Source organism: Nocardia brasiliensis (assembly GCF_042691675.1).
In the GTDB taxonomy this organism is placed as follows: Bacteria; Actinomycetota; Actinomycetes; order Mycobacteriales; family Mycobacteriaceae; genus Nocardia; species Nocardia brasiliensis_D.
In genome coordinates, this window is sequence record NZ_CP170507.1 from 6,540,018 (window position 1) to 6,561,104 (window position 21,087).

The 21,087-nt window shown below is 67.1% G+C and carries 20 protein-coding genes and 1 pseudogene; 14 read left to right on the top strand and 7 right to left on the bottom strand.

Annotation, left to right across the window (positions count from 1 at the left end; translation table 11 throughout):
• Positions 1–232 precede the first annotated feature (232 nt).
• The 10 genes from ACFK0J_RS30090 (at position 233) to ACFK0J_RS30135 (ending at position 7,699) form a co-directional block, all read left to right on the top strand.
• Positions 233–631 (top strand): molybdopterin-binding protein, encoded by a 399-nt coding sequence (locus tag ACFK0J_RS30090; RefSeq protein ID WP_218470835.1) that lies wholly within the window; start codon positions 233–235, stop codon positions 629–631.
• A 10-nt stretch (positions 632–641) separates the two neighbouring features.
• Positions 642–1,421: a molybdate ABC transporter substrate-binding protein gene (gene modA, locus ACFK0J_RS30095; protein WP_378733024.1), complete on the top strand. Its 780-nt coding sequence runs from the start codon at positions 642–644 to the stop codon at positions 1,419–1,421.
• Positions 1,418–2,221: a molybdate ABC transporter permease subunit gene (gene modB / locus ACFK0J_RS30100; RefSeq protein WP_378733027.1), complete on the top strand. Its 804-nt coding sequence runs from the start codon at positions 1,418–1,420 to the stop codon at positions 2,219–2,221. Before modA ends, modB begins: the two co-directional genes overlap by 4 nt.
• Positions 2,218–3,267: an ABC transporter ATP-binding protein gene (locus ACFK0J_RS30105; RefSeq protein WP_378733029.1), complete on the top strand. Its 1,050-nt coding sequence runs from the start codon at positions 2,218–2,220 to the stop codon at positions 3,265–3,267. The genes modB and ACFK0J_RS30105 overlap by 4 nt, the downstream gene beginning before the upstream one ends.
• A gap of 136 nt (positions 3,268–3,403) precedes the next feature.
• Positions 3,404–4,258 (top strand): hypothetical protein, encoded by an 855-nt coding sequence (locus ACFK0J_RS30110; protein ID WP_378733031.1) that lies wholly within the window; start codon positions 3,404–3,406, stop codon positions 4,256–4,258.
• Between the two features lie 26 nt (positions 4,259–4,284).
• A complete protein-coding gene (locus ACFK0J_RS30115; RefSeq protein WP_378733033.1) occupies positions 4,285–4,521 on the top strand; it encodes a hypothetical protein in 237 nt (78 codons plus the stop codon).
• A gap of 100 nt (positions 4,522–4,621) precedes the next feature.
• Complete coding sequence (locus ACFK0J_RS30120) at positions 4,622–5,788, top strand: thiolase family protein (protein ID WP_378733035.1); 1,167 nt, start codon at positions 4,622–4,624, stop codon at positions 5,786–5,788.
• A 58-nt stretch (positions 5,789–5,846) separates the two neighbouring features.
• Positions 5,847–6,866, top strand: a complete 1,020-nt coding sequence (locus ACFK0J_RS30125; protein WP_378733037.1) for a phosphotransferase family protein — start codon at positions 5,847–5,849, stop codon at positions 6,864–6,866.
• A complete protein-coding gene (locus ACFK0J_RS30130) occupies positions 6,863–7,027 on the top strand; it encodes an SDR family NAD(P)-dependent oxidoreductase (protein WP_378733039.1) in 165 nt (54 codons plus the stop codon). Before ACFK0J_RS30125 ends, ACFK0J_RS30130 begins: the two co-directional genes overlap by 4 nt.
• Positions 7,028–7,120: 93 nt before the next feature.
• Entirely contained in the window at positions 7,121–7,699 is a 579-nt protein-coding gene (locus ACFK0J_RS30135) for a pyridoxamine 5'-phosphate oxidase family protein (RefSeq protein WP_378733041.1), read from the top strand.
• Between the two features lie 202 nt (positions 7,700–7,901).
• Here the strand turns inward: ACFK0J_RS30135 and ACFK0J_RS30140 are convergent.
• Together ACFK0J_RS30140 and ACFK0J_RS30145 are read right to left on the bottom strand one after the other, a co-directional pair.
• A pseudogene (locus ACFK0J_RS30140) lies at positions 7,902–8,228 on the bottom strand (transglycosylase family protein); the annotation flags it as partial.
• Between the two features lie 347 nt (positions 8,229–8,575).
• The gene (locus ACFK0J_RS30145; RefSeq protein WP_378733043.1) at positions 8,576–9,043 is read right to left on the bottom strand and encodes a PaaI family thioesterase; all 468 of its coding nucleotides are present in this window, start codon (positions 9,041–9,043) and stop codon (positions 8,576–8,578) included.
• 272 nt (positions 9,044–9,315) lie between these two features.
• On the opposite strand from ACFK0J_RS30145, the gene ACFK0J_RS30150 reads away from it, so the two are divergent.
• Both ACFK0J_RS30150 and ACFK0J_RS30155 read left to right on the top strand, forming a co-directional pair.
• The gene (locus ACFK0J_RS30150; RefSeq protein ID WP_378743145.1) at positions 9,316–10,254 is read left to right on the top strand and encodes an SMP-30/gluconolactonase/LRE family protein; all 939 of its coding nucleotides are present in this window, start codon (positions 9,316–9,318) and stop codon (positions 10,252–10,254) included.
• A 162-nt stretch (positions 10,255–10,416) separates the two neighbouring features.
• Positions 10,417–13,122 carry a discoidin domain-containing protein gene (locus ACFK0J_RS30155; protein ID WP_378733045.1) on the top strand — a complete coding sequence of 902 codons (2,706 nt, stop codon included), beginning with the start codon at positions 10,417–10,419 and terminating at the stop codon, positions 13,120–13,122.
• Positions 13,123–13,146: 24 nt separating this feature from the next.
• Here ACFK0J_RS30155 and ACFK0J_RS30160 read toward each other — a convergent pair whose 3' ends face one another.
• Positions 13,147–14,913 carry a gamma-glutamyltransferase family protein gene (locus tag ACFK0J_RS30160; protein WP_378733047.1) on the bottom strand — a complete coding sequence of 589 codons (1,767 nt, stop codon included), beginning with the start codon at positions 14,911–14,913 and terminating at the stop codon, positions 13,147–13,149.
• A 154-nt stretch (positions 14,914–15,067) separates the two neighbouring features.
• Here ACFK0J_RS30160 and ACFK0J_RS30165 point away from each other — a divergent pair, with 154 nt between their 5' ends.
• Positions 15,068–16,717 (top strand): BCCT family transporter, encoded by a 1,650-nt coding sequence (locus tag ACFK0J_RS30165; RefSeq protein ID WP_378733049.1) that lies wholly within the window; start codon positions 15,068–15,070, stop codon positions 16,715–16,717.
• 9 nt (positions 16,718–16,726) lie between these two features.
• On the opposite strand, the gene ACFK0J_RS30170 is transcribed toward ACFK0J_RS30165, so the two are convergent.
• Complete coding sequence (locus tag ACFK0J_RS30170; RefSeq protein WP_378733051.1) at positions 16,727–17,482, bottom strand: NYN domain-containing protein; 756 nt, start codon at positions 17,480–17,482, stop codon at positions 16,727–16,729.
• A 209-nt stretch (positions 17,483–17,691) separates the two neighbouring features.
• Here ACFK0J_RS30170 and ACFK0J_RS30175 point away from each other — a divergent pair, with 209 nt between their 5' ends.
• The gene (locus ACFK0J_RS30175; RefSeq protein ID WP_378733052.1) at positions 17,692–17,895 is read left to right on the top strand and encodes a hypothetical protein; all 204 of its coding nucleotides are present in this window, start codon (positions 17,692–17,694) and stop codon (positions 17,893–17,895) included.
• Here the strand turns inward: ACFK0J_RS30175 and ACFK0J_RS30180 are convergent.
• From ACFK0J_RS30180 to ACFK0J_RS30190, 3 genes are all read right to left on the bottom strand, one after another.
• The gene (locus ACFK0J_RS30180) at positions 17,884–18,699 is read right to left on the bottom strand and encodes an RNA polymerase sigma factor SigF (RefSeq protein ID WP_218470848.1); all 816 of its coding nucleotides are present in this window, start codon (positions 18,697–18,699) and stop codon (positions 17,884–17,886) included. The two genes, ACFK0J_RS30175 and ACFK0J_RS30180, sit on opposite strands and share 12 nt — an antisense overlap.
• The gene (locus ACFK0J_RS30185; protein ID WP_378733054.1) at positions 18,689–19,120 is read right to left on the bottom strand and encodes an ATP-binding protein; all 432 of its coding nucleotides are present in this window, start codon (positions 19,118–19,120) and stop codon (positions 18,689–18,691) included. The genes ACFK0J_RS30180 and ACFK0J_RS30185 overlap by 11 nt, the downstream gene beginning before the upstream one ends.
• 127 nt (positions 19,121–19,247) lie before the next feature.
• Positions 19,248–20,855, bottom strand: a complete 1,608-nt coding sequence (locus ACFK0J_RS30190; RefSeq protein WP_378733056.1) for an ABC transporter substrate-binding protein — start codon at positions 20,853–20,855, stop codon at positions 19,248–19,250.
• Positions 20,856–21,087: the final 232 nt, after the last annotated feature.

Below are 21,087 nucleotides of genomic sequence, written 5' to 3' on the forward strand. Positions count from 1 at the left end.
CAGTTCACCGAGAATTCCGTCACAACGATCACAGAGAGCACATACCGGAAATAACGGGCAGTCGGTTGTTCTGAGGGCTCGCTGCTCCAGGCTGGCGGGGACCGGCTTTGTGCCGAGCATCGTGCGGCAGCCTCTCCACCAGCCCTGACGAGCCGATCGGCCGGAGAGCTGGAGCTGGCCGCGCGAACACTTGCCTCTTGCATTCCGCAGATGCGGCAATAAACTGCATGTCGTGTCGGATTTGCGGATCAGTGAGGTGGCGGTGCTGGCGGGCGTCAGCGACGACACCGTGCGGCGATGGATCGAGCAGGGCAAGCTGACCGCGATCCAGCTCGGCAACGGGCGCAAGGGGGTGCGCGGCCGGGAACTCGCCGAATTCCTCCAGGCCAATGCGGAGACCCCCGCCCCGGGCGTCACCGTCGCCGCGTCGGCTCGCAACCGGATGCGCGGCATCGTGACGCGGGTGGTCAAGGACACCGTGATGGCGCAGGTCGAGATGCAGGCCGGACCGTTCCGGCTGGTGTCGCTGCTGAGCCGGGAGTCGGTCGACGAACTCGGCCTGGAGGTCGGCAGCGTCGCGGTGGCGTCGGTCAAGTCGACACATGTCGTTGTCGAGATTCCGGAAAGTTGATGAGGTCGAAATGATGCGTTCGCTGAGCGTCGCCGCCGTTGCGGGCGTGGTAGCACTGACCTTGGTGGGCTGCGGCTCGGACGATGAGGCGGCGTCCGCGGGCATCGGTCGGCTCGGCGGCACCGTCACGGTGTTCGCGGCCGCCTCGCTGACCGAGACATTCACCGAACTCGGCAAGCAGTTCGAGGCTGCGCACCCGGGTACCAAGGTGGTCTACAGCTTCGGAGCGAGTTCGGCGCTGGCCGAGCAGATCAACCAGGGCGCTCCCGCCGATGTCTTCGCCTCGGCGGCACCGAAGAACATGCGGCAGGTGACGGACAAGGGCGAAGTGACCGGCGCGCCGGCCACCTTCGTACGCAACCGGCTGGAGATCGCGGTGCCCAAGGGCAACCCCGGCCGCATCACCGGCCTGGCCGACTTCGCCAAGACCGACCCGAAGATCGCGCTGTGCGCCGAACAGGTGCCGTGTGGGGCCGCCGCCAAGACGGTGTTCGAGGCCGCGGGCGTCACCCCGCGGCCGGACACGCGGGAATCCGATGTGAAGGCGGTGCTGACGAAGGTCGCGCTCGGCGAGGTCGATGCCGCACTGGTGTATCGGACCGATGTGCGAGCAGCCGGTGATCGGGTCGAGGGCATCGACTTCGCCGAAGCGGCCCAGGCGGTCAACGACTATCCGATCGCACCGCTCGCGCACGCGCCGAATTCCGCCGCGGCCGTGGCGTTCGTCGACTTCGTGAAGTCCGAGCAGGCGCGGAAGGTGTTCGCCGAGGCGGGATTCGACACACCGTGACACGGCGGCGGGTAGCGCAGGGCAGGCGACCGCTCATTTTGCTGGTGCCCGCCCTGTGCGCACTGGCCTTCCTGCTCGTTCCGCTGGCCGGGCTGCTGGTGCGGGCGCCGTGGCGCGACCTGCCGGATCGGCTGTTCAACGCCGAAGTCGGTCAGGCACTGCGACTTTCGCTGCTGTGCGCGAGCCTCGCGACGATGATCTGCCTGGTGCTGGGAGTGCCGTTGGCGTGGTTGCTCGCGCGCGGCGAGGTGCCGGGGCGCGGGGTGCTGCGGGCATTGGTCACCGTTCCGTTGGTGTTGCCGCCAGTGGTCGGCGGTGTCGCGCTGCTGTTCGTACTCGGCAGGCGCGGGCTGATCGGCCAGTATCTGGATGAATGGTTCGGTGTCTCACTGCCTTTCACGACGGCCGGGGTGGTGATCGCGGAAGCGTTTGTGGCGATGCCCTTTCTGGTTATTTCGGTGGAGGGCGCACTTCGGGCCGCGGATCCCCGGTTCGAGGAGGCGGCGGCGACCTTGGGGGCGTCGCGGTGGTTGACCTTCCGGCGAGTGACGCTGCCTTCGGTGCTGCCGGGTGTGGTCGCGGGCGGAGTGCTGTGCTGGGCGCGAGCACTCGGCGAGTTCGGTGCAACCATTACCTTCGCGGGCAACTTTCCGGGGAAGACGACGACGATGCCGCTGGCGGTCTATCTGGCGCTGGAAACCGATCCCCAGGACGCGATCGTGCTGAGTCTGGTGCTGCTCACGGTGTCGGTCGTTGTCCTGGTCGCGTTGCGCGAGCGGTGGATTCGGAGCACGGTATGACGCTGGAAGCCGAACTTCGGGTCAGGCGTGGGCAATTCGGGCTCGACATCCGACTGTCCGTGGCGCCTGGTGAAGTCGTCGCACTGCTCGGCCCGAATGGGGCGGGCAAGACCACCGCGCTGCGGGCGCTGGCCGGGCTGACGCCGCTCACCGGCGGTGTGCTGCGGATCGGCGAAAAGACTTGGGACGCACCGCCGAAGGTGTTCGTGCCCGCCGAGCGTCGGGAGGTCGGCGTTGTCTTCCAGGACTACCTGCTGTTCGGGCATCTGAGCGCGCTGGACAACGTCGCGTTCGGGTTGCGCGCTCGCGGCCACCGCCGGGCCGCAGCTCACGCACGTGCCGCCGAATGGCTGGACCGCGTCGGGCTCTCGGCTCATCTGGACGCCAAACCGCGCGCCCTGTCCGGCGGGCAGGCCCAACGGGTCGCCCTCGCTCGCGCCCTGGCCACCGATCCCGCGTTGCTGCTGCTGGACGAGCCGCTGGCCGCCCTCGACGCGAGCACCCGGCTGCGGGTGCGCTCCGATCTCGCCCATCACCTCACCGACTACCCCGGCCACACCGTGCTGGTCACGCACGACCCGCTCGACGCCATGGTGCTGGCCGATCGCCTCGTCATTCTGGAGAACGGCGGCGTCGTCCAGGAAGGTTCCCCCGGCGAGGTCGCCCGCCGCCCCCGCTCCGACTATGTGGCAAACCTGGTGGGCCTCAACCTTTATCGCGGCGTAGCCCGCGGCACCACCGTCGTGCTCGACACCGGCGGCTCGCTCACCGTCGCCGAACCCGGCGACGGCCCCGTCCACGTCGCCTTCGCCCCCGCCGCCGTCAGCCTGCACCCCGACCACCCCACCGGCAGCCCCCGCAACGCCTGGCCGGTGACCATCACCGGCATCGAACAACACGCGCATACCATCCGCGTCCGCCTCGACGGCACCCCTCCGGTCCTCGCCGACGTCACCCCCGCCACCGTCGCCGACCTCCGCCTCCAACCGGGCCTGCAACTATGGGTCGCACTGAAAGCCACTGAAACACATACCTATCCGGCATAATTCACCCTTCGCCGCCTCGCCACCAGCCCCTACCCGAGCCGATCAAGAGTCGCCTATGCGAGGCCCCCCGGCGCGTCGCACGCAGAGTGGCCTGCGCCCCAAAACCCTGTCGGTGACCCCTGGCACTCTTCCCGCCATGCCGAGCATCCGCCACGAAGCCCCTCTCGAGTTGCTGCGCCACAACCCCGACTTGGCTGCCGCGCTGCTAGCGGATACCGGCATCGCACTACCCGCCGGAGCGACCGCTACCGTCACAGACAGCAATCTCACCACCTGCGACCCGCCCGAATTCCATGCCGACGCCGTCACGCTCCTGCGCGGCACCGATGGCGGCAAACTGGCTGTCATCACCGAATCTCAGTCGGCCCCACCTAAACGCGGCAAACGCAGAGCGTGGCCGGCTTATGTGGCGGTCGCCCAATCCCAGCACGACTGCGATGCCGTCCTCGTCGTCATCGCGTCGAGCCGAGCCACGGCGCGGGCATGCCGACGCACAGTTCGCACGGGTCACCCCGGCTTCAACCTCGACCCCATCGTCATCGGCCCACATAACACCCCCGATCCCACCAATCCAGCGTTCGCGGGCGTAGCTCCCGAACTCACCGTCCTCGCCGCCCTCACCCACGCTCTCGACCTCACCAACGCTGCCAACCGGCGCATGGTGCTCAACAAGCTCGCCACCCTCGATCGTGAGACCCGCACGACCTACACTCGATTTGTCCAGCACGCCGCATCGGACGCGGCCAGAAAAGCCCTGGAGGAGCTCATGGCCAGCCCTGCATACCGAGACGCGTTCATCGACGGATTCATCGCCGAAGGTGAAGCCCGAGGTGAAGCGAAGATACTCGTGCGGGCCCTCGAAGCGCGCGGTTTCACCATCCCGGACGACCTCCGCGCCCGCATCCAATCCTGCCTGGATACCGACCAACTCGAAGCCTGGTTCGACAAGGCGATGAGCGCTGACTCCATCGAAGCCGTCTTCGGCGACTGACCGGTTGTCGAATCCTGGAGGAACTCATGGCCAGCCCCACCTACCGAGACGACTGGGTCGACGGACTCATCGATAAGGGACGAGCAGAAGGGCGCGCCGAGGAAGGCGTGCAAATGCTGCTGCGAGTCCTGGCCGCACGTGGCTTCCATGTTCCGGAACAGCTCCGGGCACGCATCGAATCCTGCCGGGACACCGATGAGTTGGAGAGATGGGTGGACAGGGCGGTTGCCGCCAGCTCCATCGAAGCCGTCTTCGGCGACTGAGCTGGCCGGTCGGCGGACGCGGCCATACCGTGCCGACCGCAGGCGAATCCGTGTTAACTTAGAGCGGAATCGCAACTAACTTAGCTGATCGGAGAGGGCTATGGGGTCCGCCGTCATCGTGGATGTCGTTCGTACACCGTCGGGCAAGGGGAAGGTGGGGGGTGGGTTGTCGGGGGTGCATCCGGCGACCTTGCTGGCCGGGGTGTTGGCCGAATTGGTGGCGCGGAACGAGCTGGATCCGGCGCTGGTCGATGATGTGATCGGCGGGTGTGTGACGCAGAGTGGGGAGCAGGCGTTCAATATCAGCCGGACGGCTGCGCTGGCGGCGGGGTTTCCGGAGTCGGTGCCCGCGACGACGGTGGATCGGCAGTGCGGATCGAGTCAGCAGGCGGCGCATTTCGCGGCGCAGGGCGTGATCTCGGGGGCGTATGACATCGCGATCGCCTGCGGGGTGGAGTCGATGAGCCGGGCGCCGATGTTCTCCAACGCGCAAGGCAAGGATGCGAATCGGCAGCCGCTGGCCCATCGGTATCCGGAAGGGCTTGTGCAGCAAGGGATCGCGGCCGAGGTGATCAGTGCGCGGTGGAAGTTCGATCGGGCCGCGCTGGACGAGTTCGCCGCTCGCTCGCACCGGCTCGCCGCGGAAACGGCCGCGGCAGGCGGATTCGCGAACGAGCTGGTTGCCGCGGGCACGCTGACCGCGGACGAGACCATTCGCCCCACCACGACCGCCGAGGGATTGGCGGGTCTGCGGCCCGCGTTCGTGGACGAGCAGTTCAGCCAGCGGTTCCCGGAGATCGAATGGTCGATCACGCCGGGCAACTCGTCACCGCTCACCGATGGCGCCTCGGCCGCATTGATCATGAGCGAGGAGGCGGCGAACAAGCTGGGGCTGCGCCCGCGCGCCCGGTTCCACTCCTTCTCGGTGGTCGGCGACGACCCGCTGCTCATGCTCACCGCTGTCATCCCGGCCACCCGCAAGGTCCTGGAGCGGGCCGGACTGAGCATCGATGACATCGACGCCTACGAGGTGAACGAGGCATTCGCGCCGGTTCCGCTGGTCTGGCAGCACGAGGTCGGCGCGGATCTCGCCAAGCTGAACCCGCGCGGCGGCGCGATCGCACTCGGTCATCCGCTCGGCGCGTCCGGCACCCGCATTCTGGCCACTCTGGTCAACCACCTCGAACAAACCGGCGGCCGCTACGGCCTGCAAACCATGTGCGAGGCAGGGGGATTGGCCAACGCCACCATCATCGAGCGCCTCTGATGAGCACGGAGCACACCGTCGAGCGGGTCAGCACCCCCGACATCGATAGGACGCCTCGATGACCGCAGCACTCGCCGGACTCGACCTCGCCGCGCTGCAACGGTATTTCGAGGCACAGGTCCCGCAGACGTCGGGACTGCTGACCGCCACCTTGCTGAAGGGCGGCAAGTCCAACCTCACCTACCGACTGAGTGACGGCGTGCACGACTGGGTGCTGCGCCGTCCACCACTGGGTCCGCTCACCCCGACCGCCCACGACATGGCCCGCGAATACCGCATCGTCGCGGCGCTACAGGACACGAATGTCCCTGTCGCGCAGGCCATCGCGTTGTGCGAGGACACCACCGTGATCGGTGTGCCGTTCGCGGTCGTCGCCTTCGTGGACGGCCACGTGCTCCAAGACGGCGACCAGACCGCCGCACTCACCGTCGAGCAGGCCCGCGCCTGCTCGGAAGCGCTCATCGACACCATGGCGGCGCTGCACGCGGTGGATTACACCGCCGTCGGCCTCGCCGAATTCGGCCGTCCCGCCGGGTATCTGGAACGCCAGGTCAAACGCTGGCGCGGCCAGTGGGACCGAGTCGCCACCCGAGAACTCGATGCCCTGGACCGGCTCACCGACGCATTGCGCACGGCACTGCCGGAACAGGCGGCCGAGACGATCGTGCACGGCGATTACCGGCTGGACAATACGATCGTCGCCCGCGACGACTTCGGCCGGATCGCCGCCGTCGTCGACTGGGAGATGGCCACGCTCGGCGACCCGCTCGCCGATCTCGGTCTCCTGCAGGTCTATTGGGACAACCGTTGCGAGCCGGTGCTCGGTGTGCGGCACGCCCCGAGCGCCAACCCCGGTTTCCTGTCGGTCGACGAGATCGCCGAACGGTACTCCGCCGCCACCGGTTACGGCCTCGATCACCTGCCGTTCTACCGCGCACTCGGTTACTTCAAACTCGCGGTCATCGCGGAGGGCATCCATCAACGCTTCCTAGCGGGCAAAACGGTGGGCGAAGGATTCGACACCATCGGCGCGGCGGTACCGCTGCTGGTCGACACCGGTTTGGAGACTCTTGGATGACCACTCGCAGCGCCCTCGTCACGGGCGGATCACGCGGCATCGGCGCCGAGATCGCCCGGCGGCTGGCCGGTGAGGGCAACCTGCTCACCATCGCCGCCCGCAACGCGGTGGTACCGAACATTGCCATCTCGCGAGCCGGAGACCAACTCTGGCGGGCTTAGTGATCTGGGCCTCAGCCGCACAGCCAGGCACGACCCCGGCGTTACGCTCGAATCTCGAGTCCTGTCCTGGGACGGCTAGGGAAGGGGCGCTTGATGGCGAAGGTCTTTTCGCATCTCGATGACGCGCTGCGCAAGTTCATCAGCGAGCAACCGATGTTCTTCGTAGCGACCGCACCTTCCGAGGGCGGACGGGTCAATCTGTCCCCCAAGGGTTACCGCGACACCTTCGCCGTCCTCGACGACCACACCATCGCCTACCTCGATCTCTACGGCAGCGGCACGGAAACCATCGCGCACCTGCGCGACAACGGGCGCATCACCATCATGTTCTGCTCGTTCAGCCGCACCTCGAAGATCCTGCGGCTCTTCGGCACCGGCCGGGTGGTCCGTCCCGACTCAGCCGAATTCGACACCCTCCGACCGCATTTCGGCCTCCAGCATCCCGGCATCCGCGGCGCCATCGTGGTCTCCATCGATCGCATCGCCGATTCCTGCGGCTACTCGGTGCCCTACCTCGAACTCGTCGACGAACGCCCGGTGCTGGACGCCCTGCATGCCCGACGCACCGACGCCGACTACGCGCGTCGCATCGTCGGCGACAACGCGGCCAGCGTCGACGGCCTCCCGGCCCTCGAGCCGGACCACCCGCTGCCGTCCGCCATACCGCGGTGAAACAGCCGAAACGTGTTCTGGTTCGAAATGAGACGTCGAGATATCTGACTGTTCGCTCAACCCATAAGATATTCGCAGGTCAGAAAGTAGTTCTAATTCAAAATATGTCGGCAATGGGCGCGCCCGCTGCCGAACAATTCAATCGCCTTGAAATAGCCCGGCGTCTACCGCGTTTCGCGCGGTAGACGCCGGTGACACATCAGAGGTAGGCGCCGCACACGGGCCAGGCGCCGGGGCCCTGGGTGGCGAGCACGTTCTCCGCGACGCGGATCTGCTCGGCCCGGCTGGCGTTGCTCGGGCTGCCGACGCCACCGTTGGCGGTCCAGGTGCTCTGGGTGAACTGCAGGCCACCGGAGAAGCCGTTACCGGTCTCGATCCCCCAGTTGCCGCCGCTCTCGCACTGCGCGACAGCGTCCCAGTCGTGCGCGGACGCGGTGGCGGTGGACAGGCCGAACGGGACGACTACCAGGGCGCCGAGTGCGGCGGTGAAGCCGAGGGCACGGGTGCTGAACTTGCGGTTATGCGACATGTGATTTCCTGCCTGCGCCTACCGACTCGACGCCCGTGGCGTCGCGTCCCTGCCCCCAGGTAGGTCGGGGATCCTCGAACCGCGGGACAGGGTTACCGGCATTCAACGGTTCGAGTCTGAGCCCGTCATTGATCGGGCTCCGGCGACGGTAGCGAAGAAGTCGCCGCGAATCACGTACTGATAACGCCGGAACTGTCTGAACCCAAGGTAGAGGGTGATGCCGGTTATGCATCTCGAGCAGGCAAGAAGATTCATCGAGATGTCCCGTGATTGTTACGTTATGTGCCCGAGATCACCACGAAATTGTGGTGCCGGTCGCATGCCGCACACCGGAAATCCCGGGACCGCTACTTGCCGTGCGCTCGCAATTGATAGAGCCCCTCGGTTTCCGCAACCACCACGCCATCGGCATCGGTGACCACAGCTTTCAACGTGAAGTCGGACTTCCCGTTGGCGGCGGCCTCGTCGGCGATCCGGACGATCTCGTCCGCCGACAGGCTCGCTTCCGCCCGTACATCGGTCTTCGCCGGCTTGCGGAAGAACACGTGCAGATCCTTGACCAGGGGGTAGTACGCGGAGTTGTCGAAGGTCGCGATCGCGATCGCCCCACCGAGGATCTCCGCCACCGTGAACAGCACCCCGGCGTACATCACACCGAAGTGGTTCCCGTTGCCTTCGATCGGCACCGTCGTCGCCGCGAACCCCGGCCGCACCTCGACCGCCGACACCCCCATCTTGTGCGCGATCGGAATGGTGAATTCCAGTGCCCCGTTGACGATCTCCGCGAACGGCGGCGTCTCCGCATCGTCACCCATCCCGCACCATCCCTTCACGCCGGAGGCGACCGGCACCTCAGCCCTGCCACCTCGGCCGACCTGTACCGCAGCGTAGCCCCTCGGTGCGGCGCAAACGCGGTGCGGCGCTGATCCTCTCGGAAGTTGGTGCCACGCCCGCGCTGCCCGATCCGGCGAATCCCACTCGCCACCAGTGCATACTGCTGTGAATATCCCGGCTCCATTACGCGATTCGTGCTCGGTGCCAACGAATCGCACTCGTCACCAGACAGCTGAGGTGTGCAATGAGCATCATGAAGAAGACGACGGTCACGATGGCGACATTGACCTTCGCGGCACTGTCGGCGGTTGCCGCGCCCGGGGCGAACGCCGCGCCGGTGTGCGGGGGTGCGGGACAGCCGACGGTGGTGGCAGCCACGCTACCCGGGGCACTGGAGGGATTGACCGTTGATGCGCGGGGCCGGGCCTATACGACGGACCTGGCGACCGGGCGGGTGTATCGCATCGACGCACCGGGCGCGGCACCGGTGCCCATCGCGACCGTGCCGAGCGGCGGTGGGGGCGCGCTCGCCTGGACACCCGACGACAAATTGCTGGTCGGCTATGGCGCGGACGCAAGGGCTTTCGTCGGCGACGCGCTGCGCCATGCCGGAATTATCCAGCTCGACCCGGAGACCGGAGCGGTCACGCCCGTCGCCACGGGACTCAGCGCCGCCAACGGCATGGACGTCGCGCAGGACGGAACTGTGTACGCCACCAACGACTTCGGCAACCTCGTCGGCCGGATCCAGCCGAACGGCGCGGTCCGAGCAGATTGGGCATCGTTCCCCGGCGCGAACGGGGCGGTCCTCGGCAAGGACGACGAATACCTCTACGTGGGAAGGACATTCGTCAACCCCGGGGTGAGCCGAATCCCTACCGCCGACCCGGGCGCACCGCAGTCACTGCTCGATCTCGCCGGAGCCGACGCGCTCGCCGCGCCGGACGGGCTGACACTGGATTCGCTGGACCGCCCGATAGTTCCCCTCAACACGGCAGGCCAGGTCATCCGCGTCGACGCCCCGAACCAATACTGCGTTCTCGGCGGCGGCAACCCGATGACGAGCGTCGTCACCTACGGTCGGGGCGCCCAAGGTTTCGCCGCGGGCCGCCTGTTCGGCGCCACCTTCACCGGCGTGGTCTACGAAATACCCGGCGGATTCGACCCGAACGCCCGCACCGCGACCCCTTAGCGCCGGCCATTGCCAGCTCGTCCCCGTCCGCCGGAAAAAGCGTCCGAAAGTGCGCGTTCATGGGATGACTCCTGGTCGACCGGCCCCGGACGTGGTTCCATGGAACCTGGGTCCCATAACTGAGCACTGAACGATCATCCATGCGTCACATGGAGGTACGGTTTGGGTTCGCGCACCAAGATCCTGGTCGGCATCGCGGTCGTGCTGGCAATCGCGTTGGTGGCCAGCGGAATTCTGTTCGCCGTCCGGCAGACCTCGCGCGACGAGGCCACGCCGGTCTGCCCCGGTGACGACGCTTCGTCCGCGCCTGGCTGGACGTCGTCGAACACCGAGGTGGATGCCGGATTCGAGCGGCATCCGTTCGTCGGCAACGGCTACCTCGGGCTGCGGTTGCCGCCGCGCGGCGCCGGGTACGCGTCGACCGGCGAGATGACCGGTTGGCCGCTGTACACGCCACGGTATGACGGCGCCTTCGTCGCGGGCCTGTACGGGCACACGCCGGCGCTCGCCGAGGATCGGGAGATCGCGGCGGCGATCCCGAACTGGTCCGCCCTCACGGTCGGTGTCGGCGACGACACCTACACGGTCGGCACCCCGGCCGCGCAGATCTCGAACTTCACCCAGACGCTGTACCTGCGCTGCGGGCTGGTGCGCACCACGCTGACCTGGACCGCCCGCGACGGCAAAGCCACCGACCTGGTGTACGACGTGCTGGCGGATCGAGTCGATCAGCATGTCGGCGCGGTCCATCTCACTGTCGTCCCACGGTGGTCCGGCGACCTCACGGTGACCGATCGGCTCGACGGCGCGGGGGCCCGCCGGATCACGCCGACCGACGAAGGTGACCGCGAGAACGGGATACGGGTCGGCTTCCGCACCGAGGGCACCGGTGTCACCGGCGATGTCGCGTCAGTACTGCGGGCCGACACATCGGTGACGCCACAGAACGCTCCGGGCAACGATCTCACCGTCAGCCAACAGGCTCGGCTCGCCGTGCAGGCCGGAAAGTCCTATGAGGTAACGAAATTCGTCGGCGTCGACACCATCCTCACCGCGCCGGACCCGGTGACCTCGGCCGCCGACGCCGCGCAACGTGCGGCGAACAAGGGCTGGCCGGAACTGCTGTCGGGTACTGCGCAAGCATGGCGGGCGTTGTGGCGCGGCGACATCGAAGCACCCGACGAGCCCGACCTGCAGACGTGGGCTAGAGGCGCACTCTATTCGCTGTACTCGGCCACGAATTCCCAACAGGACAACAGCATTTCGCCGGTCGGACTCAGCAGCGACAACTACGCGGGTGCGGTGTTCTGGGACGCGGACATCTGGATGTTCCCCGGCCTGCTCCAGCTGGCGCCGGAGCTGGCGAAATCCGTTGTCGAGTACCGGTACAAGACCCTGCCCGCCGCGCAGGCGAACGCTCGACAACTGGGTTATCGCGGTGCCTTCTACCCGTGGACCAGCGCGAGCCGAGGCGCCCTCGCGGAATGCCACAGCTGGGATCCGCCGCACTGCCTGACCCAGATCCATCTGCAAGGCGACATCTCCCTTGCGGCCTGGCAGTACTACCTTGCCACCGGCGACGCCGATTATCTGCGCAGCCGCAGCTGGCCGATCATGCGGAACGTTGCCGAATTCTGGGTCTCCCGCGTCACGCCGAACCCCGACGGCAGCTATTCGATCGACAATGTCGCGGGCCCCGATGAATACAGCAACGGCGTCAAGGACGGGGTCTACACCAACGCGGTAGCCGCACTGGCGCTGCGCAATGCGGCGCGTGCCGCCGAAATCCTCGGCGAGCCCGCCCCGCCCGAGTGGACCGCGATCGCCGATCACCTGCGGATGCCCTTCGACGCCGAGCGACAGATCTTCGCCCAGTACGACGGTTATCCCGGCACACCCATCAAACAAGCGGATACGGTACTGCTCATCTATCCGCTGGAATGGCCGATGCCGCAGGAGGTTTCGGCCAAGGTCCTGGAATACTATGCCGAGCGCACCGATCCCGACGGCCCCGCGATGACCGATTCGGTGCACGCCATCGACGCCGCGGCGATCGGCATGCCGGGCTGTGCGGCGGATACCTACCTCGAACGAGCGGTCCGGCCGTTCCAGCGAGCGCCGTTCGGGCAGTTCGCGGAGGCGCGGGGTAGCAAGGCGGGCGCACTCGATCCGCATGCGGGCGAGCCCGCCTTCACCTTCGTCACCGCCGCAGGCGGATTCCTGCAAACGTTCACCAACGGCCTGCTCGGGCTGCGTTTGCGGGCGGACGAGGTGGGCATCGATCCGATGCTGCCGCCCGAGCTGACCGCCGGGTTGGACATCCGCGGCATGCGGTGGCAGGGCCGGACCTTCGATGCCGAACTGGGGCTGGACGAGACGAAGATCGTGCTGACCGACGGTGCGGAGATGCGGGTCCGGACGCCGGCGGGTACCGAGTTGGTCAGCCGCGACCACCCGTTGACCGTCAAGACCCGTCGGCCCGACCTGGCACCCACCGACAACATCGCCCGCTGTCGGTCGGTGTCCGCGAGTTCGGAGGAACCGGGCAGGTACGCCGACGCGGCGGTCGACGGCAGCGTCGCCACCGGCTGGGCCCCCGATGCCGCCCAGGGCAGTCTCACCGTCGATCTGGGCACCGAGGCGACCATCGGCCGAATCCTGCCGCGCTGGTCGGATCCCGCACCGACGACCTCCACCGTCGCGTGGTCCACCGACAACCGCACCTGGACGACGATCGCTCTCGACCCGGCAACCGGCACGCTGGCCGACCCGATCTTCGCCCGCTACATCCGGCTGGACCTCACGGCCGCGGACGCGGCGGCCCGGCCGGGCCTGCGCGAAGTCGAGATCTCCGCGCCGCCGAAATAGCCGCGGTGCCCGAGCGGCGCGGCGTCAGCGGCCGACGGCGTAGCCCTGCATGCCGCGCGGGTTCGCCGCGGCGGACAGCACACCCGAGTCCGGGTCGCGGGCGACGGCGCAGAGGCGGCCTTCCGACCACGGGTCGCCGACGGTGACGTGGTGGCCGCGGCGGCGGAGGTCGTCGATGATCGACTCGTCCATCCGAGATTCCACGATGACAGCGCCGGGGTCCATGTCGCGCGGGTAGAAGGAACTCGGGAACGAGGTGGTGTGCCAGTTCGGTGCGTCGATCGCGGCTTGCAGGTCCAGGCCGCCATAGGCGACCGAGAGGAAGAAGTGCAGCTGCCACTGGTCCTGCTGGTCGCCGCCCGGGGTGCCGAAGGCCAGCACCGGCACGCCGTCACGCATCGCCAGTGCGGGGGTCAAGGTGGTCCGTGGACGGTGGCCCGGCGCAAGGGAATTCGGCAGGCCATCGTCCAGCCAGGCCATCTGCAGGCGAGTGCCGAGCGGGAACCCCAGTTCGGGAATCACCGGATTGGATTGCAGCCAGCCACCACTCGGCGTCGCCGAGATCATGTTGCCCCACTGGTCGACGATGTCGAAATGGCAAGTGTCGCCGCGTGTTTCGCCGGAGCTGGCGAGTGCTGGTTCACCGGCCCCCACCGCGCCGGGTACCGCGGCCGAGGCGGCGATGCGCGAGCTGAGCAGTGGCGTGCGGCCGTCCGGACTGCCGGGCCGCAGCTCGTAGGACGCCTCGGCGGCGACCAGAGCCCGGCGCTGCGTGTTGTACGACGCCGAAAGCAGCTCTGGCACCGGCACCTCGGGCACATCGCCGTACCAGGCCTCCCGGTCGGCCATCGCGAGCTTGCAGCCCTCGATGAGCAGATGGACATACTCGGCGCAACCGTAAGCGGGCAGGCTGTCGGGCAGCAGCGCGAGCTGTTGCAGAAAGACCGGCCCCTGGCTCCACGGTCCCATCTTGCACAGCGTCCAGCCACGCCAGTCGTAGGTTACCGGCGCCTCGTAGGTGGCCGACCAGTCGGCGAGGTCGGCCGCCGTCAGCGTGCCGACGTGCCGCTCGCCACTGGTGTCGAGGGTGGGTCGCGCCGACTGCGCCAGCATCGCCTCGGCGATGAATCCGCTGCGCCAGATCCGCCGCGCCGCTTCGATTTCGGCAACCCGGTCGCCACCGCCCGCGGCGACGGCCTCGTCGATCAATCGGCGCCACGTCCAGCCCAGCGCCGGGTTGCGAAACAGCTCGCCGGGTGTCGGCGGGGTGCCGTCACGCAGGTAGACCTCGGCCGAAGAGGTCCACTCGGTGGTGAAGAGTTCGCGGACCTCCTCGACCTGCCGACCGAGTCGCGGCACGGGTGGATGCCCGTCCTCCGCGTACCCGATCGCGTAGCCGAGCAAGTCGGCGAGCGAGCGGGTGCCGTAGTCGCGCAATAACACCATCCAGGCATCGAACGCACCCGGTACCGCCGCCGCCAACGGTCCGGTGCCGGGAATGAAGTCCAGGCCGAGTCCGCGATAGTGCGCGGCACTCGCGCCCGCGGGGGCCGGTCCCTGCCCGCACAACACTCGCACCTCCGCGCCCGCGGGCGCGAGGATCATCGGCGCCTCGCCGCCCGGCCCGTTCAGATGCGGCTCTACCACGTGCAACACGAACCCCGCGGCGACCGCGGCGTCATACGCGTTGCCGCCACCCTCGAGCACGGCCATCGCGGACTGGGACGCCAGCCAGTGAGTGGACGACACCATCCCGAAAGTGCCCCGCAAAGTCGGCCTGGTGGTGAACATATCGACGCCTCCGGTCCCGCTGCCGCTCCGCGCTCGGACTCGCGGATACCCCTGGAAACGTACCGACCCGTGATCAAATCCACCGCACTGATCCGCGTATCGGGGCGGCGCGTCCCCTGGGCTAATCAGCGGTTACCCACAATAGTTGACGGCGATGGTTACCGACACAGACAAGACATCGACCGGACCCGATTTCCGTCTCATCGGCATCGGCATCACCGTGGTGGTCGCCGGCGTCGGCTGGGCCGCGTTGGGTAAGGACAGTTTCGGCTCGGCGTCGAAGACCGCATTGGACTGGGTACTCGGCAACTTCGACTGGCTGTTCGTGGTCTCCGCCGACGTCTTCCTGGTGCTGTGCGTGGTGATCGCGGTCAGCCGTTTCGGGCGGATCCGGCTCGGAAAGGACGACTCCGAACCGGAATTCAGCAATCTCGCCTGGATCGCGATGATGTTCAGCGCGGGAATGGGCATCGGGTTGATGTTCTACGGGGTCGGTGAACCGCTGCAGCATTTCGTCACGCCGCCGCCGTCCACCGGGATCGAGTCGCAGAGCACCGCGGCCGCCAGTGCCGCACTGCAGTATTCGCTGTTCCACTGGACGCTGACCCCGTGGGCGATTTACGGCATTGTCGGACTTGCCTTGGCGTACGCGGGTTTTCGGAAGGGACGCGGCAACCGGCTGTCCGCCGCCTTCGTGCCGCTGCTCGGTGAGCGCCGCGCCGCGGGCTGGGCGGGTCAGGCCATCGATCTGCTCGCGGTGTTCGCCACCGTCTTCGGCACCGCGACCAGCCTCGGCCTCGGCGCGCTCCAGGTCGCCAAGGGTTTGCAGCTCACCGCGGGGGCGCCGGACACGGTGACCGTGCAGCTGATCATCATCGGGGCGCTCAGTGCCGCCTTCGTGCTGTCGGCGTTCTCGGGGCTGCACAAGGGCGTCAAGTGGCTGTCCACCATCAACATCCTGCTGGCCGGGTTGCTCATGCTGTTCGTCTTCGTGCTCGGGCCGACCGTCTACATTCTCGACAGCATTCCGGCCAGCATCGGCAACTATCTGACCAACCTGCTGCCGATGGCCACCCGGACGGGCGCCTACGCCGACTCGGCGTGGCTGGGCTCGTGGACGATCTTCTATTGGGCGTGGTGGTTGTCCTGGGCGCCGTTCGTCGGCACCTTCATCGCGCGCATCTCGCGCGGCCGCACCATTCGGGAATTCCTGATCGGCGTGCTGCTGGTGCCGAGCGGCGTGACCGTCGTCTGGTTCTGCATCATGGGCGGTAGCGCCATCCGGTTGAGCACGACGGGGGTCGCGGACCTCACCGCGAACGCGGCCGACGCGGAGTCCTCGCTATTCGACATGCTGGACGCGCTGCCAGCGGGCACGATCACCTCATGGGTGTCGATGATCCTGGTGATGACCTACTTCGTCACCAGCGCCGACTCCGCATCCCTGGTGATGGGCTCGCTGACCAGCCGCGGTGCCCTGCATCCGCCGTCCTGGCTGGTCGTCACCTGGGGCATCCTGATGGCGTCGGTGGCCGCGGTGCTGCTCGTCGCGGGCGGCCTCAACTCGCTGCAGACCGCCACCATTCTCGTTGCCCTCCCCTTCGTCCTGGTGATGCTGGCCCTGTGCTGGTCCCTGCTGAAGGAACTGCGCGAGGATCCCGGCGCGGGCGCCGTCAGCCGCCATCCCCTCTACGGTCTCCGGGACGCGGTGAGCGCCATGGTCGGCGAGGCGATCAGTGAACGCGAATCGGCCCGCCGGCGCCGCCGCACCGCCGACAAGCGGCCGGTGCCGCTCGAACCGTAATCGCCTGCCTCACTTCTGAGGTGGGCGATTACGGATGTCGCGGACATAGGTGACGGCCTGTTTGCCTTCACCGGGGCTGCGCGTATCCAGGTCGAAAAGTGTGGTGGCGGCGAAGAGTTCGCCGAGTTTGCTGTAGCCGTAGGTGCGCGGATCGAAGTCGGGACGCTGCTTGTTGATGATCGACCCCACACTGGACAGGGTGGCCCAGCCGGAATCGTCGGAGGCGGCGTCGACGGCGTTGCGCAGCAGGTTCATCAGTTTGGCGTCGCCCTTGAGCTGGTTCGCCGCCGTCCGCGGGGTCGGCGTCGGCGATTCTTCCGCTGTGCCGGTGAGGTTTTCGGTGTAGATGAACTTGTCGCAGGCGGCGACGAAGGGCTTCGGCGTCTTGTGCTGGCCGAATCCGTAGACAGTGCGGCCGGATTCGCGGATGCGGCTGGCCAGTCGGGTGAAATCGCTGTCGCTGGAGACAATCACGAAGCCGTCGAGGTTGCCGGTGTACAGCAGATCCATCGCGTCGATGATCATCGCCGAGTCGGTGGCGTTCTTGCCGGTGGTGTAGCCGAACTGCTGGATCGGCTGGATCGACTGCGCGAGCAGCTGGTCCTTCCAGCCCTTCAGATTGGTGCTCGTCCAGTCGCCGTAGGCACGCTTCACATGTGCCGTCCCGTACTTGGCCACCTCCGCCAACAACCCGTCGGCGATACCGGGCTGCGCATTGTCGGCGTCGATCAGCACCGCAAGCCGGGTAGCGTTGTCGCTGCTCAAGGCGTACTCCATTCGTCGATCGGCTACCCGACCACGGTAGCCCGGCACGCCGGTGCCGACCGACCGACACCACCGATCACTAGTAGTGCCGCCTACCGCCTACCGGATGGCCGATGCCGCCGCGACCATCAGCACCGCGCCCAAATGAGAACGAGGATCCTCGACGGTGCGGAACTGGATGCCGCGGTCACGTATGCTAGCTGCCGCTGTTGGCGAGGACGCCGGTACTGCTGGCCGTCGGCCTGCAGATCGGCATCTCGGAGCGGCTCGTCTTCTATCCGCTGCCGACCTGGATGGCGGTGACCGGCGCCGCCTTCGCGCTCCGGCCGGTCCGCAATGCGGCGCGCCGACTCATTCGGCCCGCTGCCGTGCTCGGCTACGAACCCGCGCAGCCGGTGTCGTCAGTCGCGTAGGGCTTGTTCCCGCAAGGTACTCAGTGTCTTGGACAGAATGCGGGATACCTGCATCTGCGAGACGCCGAGTTGGGCGGCGATCTGATCCTGGGTCTTGGATTCGAAGAACCGCATCACCAGCACCTGACGTTCCCGTTCCGGGAGGGCCGCGATGAGCGGTTTCACCGCGAGATAGTCCTCGACGGTCTGGTATTCCGGCTCTTCGGCACCGAGGCTGTCCAGTGGGGAGCGCGGGGCGTTCTCGTCGTCGCTGTCGAGACCGACGTCGATGGAGGAGGTTTGGTAGGCGTTACGGGCGATCAATGCCTGGGTGACCTCGACGAGGTCGGCGCCTAGCTCGTCGGCGATCTCCCTGGCCTTCGGCATCCGGCCGAGCCGCTGCGCCAGCGTCTCGATCGCCGGTGCGATGGTCTGCTGAATCTCCTTGAGCCGCCGCGGAACTCGCACCGACCAGGTGTAATCCCGGAAGTGCCTGCGCACCTCGCCCATGATGGTCGGCACCGCGAAGGCGAGGAACGGCGACCCGTGCGAGGCGTCGAAGCGGTCGACGGCGGCCACCATGCCGACGCGCGCGATCTGCAACAGGTCGTCGAAGTTCTCACCACGACCGGTGAACTTGCGGGCAATGTGCTCGGCAAGCGGCAAGCAGCGACTGATCAGCTCTTCCCGCACGGCCGCGCGCCGCGGATCGTCGGCGTCGAGTTCACTCAGCTCGCGGAACAGCGGCTCGATATTGTCGTAGCTGTCGCCGCCACGTCGGCGCGGCTCATCGACCGCACCGGACGTTGTCGGGTCATTGTTCATCGAGGTCGCCCCGGGCCCAGACGAAGTCGACGACAGTCGGGTAGCCGGAGACGGCGTCGTCGAACGGCGCCCGGGTCGCCGTGACCGAATCGGTCAGGGTTTGCACGATGTGCCAGCCGAAACTGCCGGTCCCCACCTCGGTCTCGGACGTGCCCACCGCGCGGATGTTGGCGCTCAGCACGCCTTCGCTGTAGGTGAACGCGCAATCGATGGTCGAGCCGGGTGCCGCGTCCTGCATCAGCACGGTCGCGATCTCGTCGAGCGCGAGCCGGATATCGGTCACCTCGTCCAGTCCGAAATCGGCGATGAGCAGTACGGTCTCGGCGAGCGCGCGCAGCATCGTCAACTGTTCCGGTGACGCGGGCACCGTGACGGCAACCGTTGTTGTCCCCGTCACGGATTCGGATACCCGTTCACTCATTCCGCCACCACCCTCGTACGACGCGTGCCCGACCGACGGGTCAGCCTACCCGGACGCGGGCGCGCCCGGCAGAGGGCACACCCACTCGCGCCGCGCCGCCGCTTCCGACGGCGCGGCGCACCGGTGGCTACTTCTCGATGTTCTCGAAATCGAACTGACCGTTCCAGGTGAGTTCGGCCTTTTTCACCTTCTCACCGAGGCCCGCGGTGGCGATGTAATCGAGCACCGGGATGTCGGCCATGTCCTTGAACAGCAGGGTCTGGGCCTCCGCAACCTTCTTGTAGGACTCGTCCAGGGACGGCGCGGCCAGTGCGGCGTCGATCAGCTTGTCGAACTCCGGGTTGCTGTAGTCGATATTGTTGGTCCCGGCGCCGGTGTAGTACTGCGCGGTCAGGAATTGCAGCATCGTCGGGTAATCACCCTGCCAGCCGTAGCGGAACGCCTTGCCGATCGTCCGCGCGGTGATCGCGCTCCGGATGTCCTTGAACGTCGGGTACGGCGCACCGACGGCCTCGATGCCGAGGGTGTTCTTGATGCTGTTCGCCACGGCCTCGATCCAGGCCTGGTGACCGCCGTCGGAGTTGTAGGCGATCTCGTAGCGACCCGACCACGGCGAGATCGCGTCGGCCTGCGCCCACAGCTTCTTCGCCTCCTCCGGGTTGTACTTCAGCACCTCCGAACCCGGCAGATTCCCGTTGAAGCCGGGCAGCGTGATCGCGGTGAAGTCGCGGGACGGAACCCGGGTGCCGCGGAAGATGTTCTCGCAGATCTGTTCCCGGTTGATCGCCATCGAAAGGGCCTTGCGGCGCAACACCCCTTCTTCACCGGCCAGATGCGGGACGTTGGACTGGCTGCTGACGTGCTGGTTCTGGGCGGTCGGCTTGGTGATCGCCCGGTCGCCGAGATCCTGCTTGTAGGACGCGAGTGCGCTGTCCGGAATCGTGTCGAGGGTATCGAGGTTGCCCGCCAAGAGATCCGCGTAAGCCGTCTCGAAGGACTGGTACATCACGAACCGCAGGCCCTTGTTCTTGGCCGGGCGCGCCCCCTGGTAATCCGGGTTGGGCACCAGATCGACCTTGACGTTGTGCTCCCACGCGCCGGTACGCGCGAACTTGTACGGACCGTTGCCGATCGGGTTCTCACCGAAGGCCTTCATGTCCTTGAAGGCCGCCTCGGGCATGGGGTAGAACGGCGTGAAGGCCAGCGCGAGCTCGAAGTCGATCGACGGGCTCTTCAATGCCACCGTGAAGGTTCGGTCGTCGACCACTTGCAAGCCCGACATCGTCTGTGCGGTCGGCTTTTCCGCCGCCACCTCGTCATAACCGACGATGGGCGTGAACACGTAACCCTGCAGCTGCGCGTTGGTGCTGAGTGCCCCGTAGTTCCACGCGTCGACGAACGACTTCGCCGTCACCGGCGTTCCATCGGTGAACTTCCAGTCCGGCTTGATGGTGATCTTGTAGTTCTTCCGGTCCGTCGTCTCGATCGACTGCGCCATGTCGTCATGGGCTACACCGTTGGCGTCGTAATACTTCAGTCCGGCGAAGATCCGGTCGACGATCCGGCTGCCGTTGTTGTCGTTCATGCTGGTGGGCACCAGCGGGTTCTGCGGCTCGGTGATATTGGTCGTGACGAAGTCCGCGTCGGCGCCGTCGTCCGACGAGCACGCGGACAGCCCGAGGCTCGTGGCCAGCAACACCGCCGCCGCCAACGCACCAGCTCTTGTGAATCTCACTGCGTTCTCCCGATGTCGAGCAAGGGCGGAATCAGCGCCCTGCGTGGGGTCACCAGCGCAGTGTCGACACGATCCGCCTTGAATGTCCTCGGACAGTAGCGATTCCGGCGAGCGCTGTCAGGAGATCGACGGCTCCGGAGCACGAGAGCGTTTCTTACGCATAGCAAATTTGCCGGATTTCGTTGCGCGGAATTCGCGGAATCGATCACTCGGTGCAGGCCGCGGAGCGAGA

Excerpts from the sequence above, each read along its gene's own strand:
- modA (WP_378733024.1), top strand. The coding sequence starts at position 642 with ATGATGCGTTCGCTGAGCGTCGCCGCCGTTGCGGGCGTGGTAGCACTG.
- ACFK0J_RS30105 (WP_378733029.1), top strand. The coding sequence starts at position 2,218 with ATGACGCTGGAAGCCGAACTTCGGGTCAGGCGTGGGCAATTCGGGCTC.
- ACFK0J_RS30110 (WP_378733031.1), top strand. The coding sequence starts at position 3,404 with ATGCCGAGCATCCGCCACGAAGCCCCTCTCGAGTTGCTGCGCCACAAC.
- ACFK0J_RS30115 (WP_378733033.1), top strand. The coding sequence starts at position 4,285 with ATGGCCAGCCCCACCTACCGAGACGACTGGGTCGACGGACTCATCGAT.
- ACFK0J_RS30120 (WP_378733035.1), top strand. The coding sequence starts at position 4,622 with ATGGGGTCCGCCGTCATCGTGGATGTCGTTCGTACACCGTCGGGCAAG.
- ACFK0J_RS30125 (WP_378733037.1), top strand. The coding sequence starts at position 5,847 with ATGACCGCAGCACTCGCCGGACTCGACCTCGCCGCGCTGCAACGGTAT.
- ACFK0J_RS30130 (WP_378733039.1), top strand. The coding sequence starts at position 6,863 with ATGACCACTCGCAGCGCCCTCGTCACGGGCGGATCACGCGGCATCGGC.
- ACFK0J_RS30135 (WP_378733041.1), top strand. The coding sequence starts at position 7,121 with ATGGCGAAGGTCTTTTCGCATCTCGATGACGCGCTGCGCAAGTTCATC.
- ACFK0J_RS30145 (WP_378733043.1), bottom strand. The coding sequence starts at position 9,043 with ATGGGTGACGATGCGGAGACGCCGCCGTTCGCGGAGATCGTCAACGGG.
- ACFK0J_RS30150 (WP_378743145.1), top strand. The coding sequence starts at position 9,316 with ATGAAGAAGACGACGGTCACGATGGCGACATTGACCTTCGCGGCACTG.
- ACFK0J_RS30160 (WP_378733047.1), bottom strand. The coding sequence starts at position 14,913 with ATGTTCACCACCAGGCCGACTTTGCGGGGCACTTTCGGGATGGTGTCG.
- ACFK0J_RS30165 (WP_378733049.1), top strand. The coding sequence starts at position 15,068 with ATGGTTACCGACACAGACAAGACATCGACCGGACCCGATTTCCGTCTC.
- ACFK0J_RS30180 (WP_218470848.1), bottom strand. The coding sequence starts at position 18,699 with ATGAACAATGACCCGACAACGTCCGGTGCGGTCGATGAGCCGCGCCGA.
- ACFK0J_RS30185 (WP_378733054.1), bottom strand. The coding sequence starts at position 19,120 with ATGAGTGAACGGGTATCCGAATCCGTGACGGGGACAACAACGGTTGCC.